This window comes from Streptomyces sp. HSW2009, assembly GCF_040240285.1.
In the GTDB taxonomy this organism is placed as follows: Bacteria; Actinomycetota; Actinomycetes; order Streptomycetales; family Streptomycetaceae; genus Streptomyces.
In genome coordinates, this window is sequence record NZ_JBEHZD010000699.1 from 1 (window position 1) to 3,429 (window position 3,429).

A 3,429-nucleotide genomic window follows, 5' to 3' on the forward strand; every position below is an offset into this window, starting at 1 on the left:
CCCCCGGGCCGCACCCGGGCCGGCCGCCACGGCACACCCAGCCACCGGACCCGCCGCCGGGCGTCCCGCCACCGGGTCCACCCCTGACGTGCTTGCTGAGTCGGCCCCTGACCTGGTCACGGATCCGGCCGCTGAGTCCACCATCGATCCGGCCACCAAGCCCACCGCCCCCGAGCCCCGGAGCCCCTCCGCTTCCCGGCGCCCTTCCGCGCCGCGGGGCGAGGGCTCGGCGGTGGGCTGGGCGCTGCTGGTCTGCGGCGCGTTGTTGCTGGTCAGCGTCGCGGTGGATGCGGTGTCCGGGGACGGCTTCGCCTGGTTCACGCTGGCCTGGGTGCTGATCCTGCTGCCCGAGGCCGTACGCAAGGTCCACATCGGGCGTGGTGACACCCGGCGGGCCGACAAGACGGACCCGCTCATGGTCGGCGGTGCGGTGGTGGCCACCGTGATCTGTTGGACCGGCCTGATCTACGACTGGGTCAGCGGCAACGGCACCCACCAGCTCGTGCTCGCCGCCACGGTGCTGATGACGCTCGGCGGAGTGGTCTGGCTCTTCCGCCGACTGACCCGGACCCGCTGACCGGACCCGCTGACCGGGCCTGCTGCCACCTCACCGATGGCGACGTACCGGGCCCGCCGCCCCCACCGGCTGCGACCCGCCGGACCCACCGAGGCCGCCGGGCCCACCCCGCGCCGGCCCCGGCCCCGGCCGCAGCCCCGCTCCACCCCGGCCGCAGCCCCGCGCTGACCGCAGCCCCGCCCCGCCCGTCGAGCCGCACGTCAGCCACCGTACGAAGGCACCAACCCCGCACCAGCCAACCCCGTACGGGGCCCCGGCCCCGGGCCGGTCCGACGTCGGTGGGCCGCCCCGGCACCCCCGGATGGTCCGGGTCGCCGCCCCGATCGGGGAGAATGAGTGCATGAGCGCTCGTACCCCCTCCACCGATGCCCCCCCTCGCGCGGGCTTCGCCTGCTTCGTCGGTCGCCCCAACGCGGGCAAGTCCACCCTGACGAACGCTCTGGTCGGCACCAAGGTGGCCATCACCTCCAACCGGCCGCAGACCACCCGCCACACCGTGCGCGGCATCGTGCACCGCCCCGACGCGCAGCTCGTCCTGGTGGACACCCCCGGCCTGCACAAGCCGCGCACCCTGCTCGGCGAGCGGCTCAACGACGTGGTGCGCACCACCTGGGCCGAGGTCGACGTGATCGGCTTCTGCCTGCCCGCCGACCAGAAGCTGGGCCCCGGCGACCGGTACATCGCCGCCGAACTGGCCGAGATCAAGAAGACGCCCAAGGTCGCGGTCGTCACCAAGACCGACCTGGTGGACTCCAAGCAACTGGCCGAGCAACTGATCGCCATCGACCGCCTCGGCCGCGACCTGGGCATCGAGTGGGCCGAGATCGTCCCGGTGTCCGCGGTGGCCGACACCCAGGTGCACCTGCTGGCCGACCTGCTCGTCCCGCTGCTCCCGACCAGCCCGCCGCTCTACCCCGAGGGCGACCTCACCGACGAGCCCGAGCAGGTCATGGTGGCCGAGCTGATCCGCGAGGCGGCCCTGGAGGGCGTACGCGACGAACTGCCGCACTCCATCGCGGTCGTGGTCGAGGAGATGATCCCGCGGGCCGACCGCCCCAAGGACAAGCCACTGCTCGACGTGCACGCCAACGTCTACATCGAGCGGCCGAGCCAGAAGGGCATCATCATCGGCCCGAAGGGCGCCCGGCTGAAGGAGGTCGGCATGAAGTCGCGCAAGCACATCGAGGCGCTGCTCGGCACCCCCGTCTTCCTCGACCTGCACGTCAAGGTCGCCAAGGACTGGCAGCGCGACCCGAAGCAACTCCGCAAGCTCGGCTTCTGACCCCGGAGCCCGGTTTCTGCCGCCGACCGGGCGGGCGGCCACGGGTTTCACCGCTCGGGCCGACGGCGCGTACCGCGGGGTGGTCTGACGGCGCCGCGTACCGCCGGGTGGGTCGATCGGTCCGCGGCCCAGGGCAGCTTCGTACGCCCCGGGTCGGGCCGCTCAGCTCAGCCACCCCACCGGCCTACCCCTTACCCCTCGGCCCCTGCGATCAGCGCCGTCCCCACCCGGACGAAGCCGATCTGCCCGTACAGCCGCGCCACCTCCTCGTCCGATGCGGACAGGAAGACGGTGCGTATCCCGCGCGTGCGGGCGTCGGCGGCCAGGGCCGCGGTCACTGCCAGGGCGAGCCCGCGGCGCCGGGCCGCGGGCAGCGTGCCCACCCCGACGATCTCGCTGACGTCGGCGACGACCAGCCGCTGCCCCGCACAGAGCGCCAGGCCACTCGCGTCGTCCACGGCCGCCGCGACCGCCGTCCGCCCCGCGCGGATGCCGTCGGCGGCGGCCCGTACCGCATCCGGTGTGCCGTACCGGGGGAGCGCCGCCACCAGTTCCGCCGGGCCCGCTGTGCCGACCCGGGTGCCGGGGTCGCCGAAGGCGAGGTGCGGCACCGTCAACGCGCCGGGCAGCGCGGGATCGGCCGGGGCCACCATCCGTACGGTGATGCCGTCGGGCCGGTGCCGCACCATCGGCAGCAGCGCGCCGGGACCCAGCACCAGCAGCGGGTGTTCGTGGACCGTCAGGCCCGAGCGTTCCACGGCCGCCCGCAGGGTCGGCGTGGTCTCCGCCACCCATTCGAAGCTTTCGGGCAGTCCGAGCGCCCGCTGCCGCTCCCGCACCCGGTCCACATCGTCCGCGCTCACCGGCCCGGTCTCCCTGAGGGCGGGCCGCGCGTACAGCGGCCAGCCGGTCCCTTCGCGTACGAATAAGGTCAGCGGCCCGATGTCCTCGGCTCGGGCGACGGGGCGTGACACCGCGTCATAGAACCGTTCCAAGCGGCCCAGCAGGGGGTGGTGAGGGGTCATGCTGCGATCCAAGCAACACGTCGGTGCACCGGGCCACTGGGTTTCGACGGGGCGCCGGCGAGCCCCGGCACCTCAGCCGATGTCGCCCGCACCCGCCCCGCGCGCCCTCACGCCCCCTCTTTGAGCACCGTACGGATCAGCTCCCGCAGTCGCTCGGTCAGCTTCGGATCGGCGCAGTACACCGGGGCGCCGTCCACCTCGATCCGGTACTGGAAGCCGTCGGCGACACCCACCGGGGCGGACCGCGCCCCCTCGTCGAGCGCCGTACGGGCCAACTCCTCAAGGCGCGCCCCATCGGGCCGACCGGCGCTTTCCAGCTCGGCCCGGCGCGTGATGCCGGCGAAGCCGCCGGTCCTGGTGACGGTAATCCGCATGGTCCCTCTCTACCGGGCCGGCGGGGCGGGGGGGGGCCCCCCCCCCCGGGCGGGGGGGGGGGGGGGCCCCCGGGCGGGGGGGCGCCCCGGGGGGGGGGGGGGGGGGGTTTGGCGTACGGGCCAGGCTGCCGCTGAGGCCGGTGCTGGGCCCCGACCCACCCCCGCACACCC

At 74.8% G+C, this 3,429-nt stretch carries 3 protein-coding genes and 1 pseudogene; 2 read left to right on the top strand and 2 right to left on the bottom strand.

The window, feature by feature from the left end:
* Together AAHZ94_RS30935 and era are read left to right on the top strand one after the other, a co-directional pair.
* Window positions 1–577 (top strand): annotated as a pseudogene (locus AAHZ94_RS30935) (hypothetical protein); the annotation flags it as partial.
* Between the two features lie 340 nt (window positions 578–917).
* Window positions 918–1,859, top strand: coding sequence for a GTPase Era (gene era, locus AAHZ94_RS30940; protein ID WP_349997035.1), 942 nt, complete (start codon window positions 918–920; stop codon window positions 1,857–1,859).
* A 191-nt stretch (window positions 1,860–2,050) separates the two neighbouring features.
* Here the strand turns inward: era and AAHZ94_RS30945 are convergent, their stop codons facing one another.
* Together AAHZ94_RS30945 and AAHZ94_RS30950 are read right to left on the bottom strand one after the other, a co-directional pair.
* Window positions 2,051–2,884 carry a GNAT family N-acetyltransferase gene (locus AAHZ94_RS30945; RefSeq protein WP_349997036.1) on the bottom strand — a complete coding sequence of 278 codons (834 nt, stop codon included), beginning with the start codon at window positions 2,882–2,884 and terminating at the stop codon, window positions 2,051–2,053.
* A gap of 107 nt (window positions 2,885–2,991) precedes the next feature.
* On the bottom strand, window positions 2,992–3,258 hold the full coding sequence (locus AAHZ94_RS30950) for a protealysin inhibitor emfourin (protein WP_349997037.1): 267 nt from the start codon (window positions 3,256–3,258) through the stop codon (window positions 2,992–2,994).
* Between the last annotated feature and the right edge of the window lie 171 nt (window positions 3,259–3,429).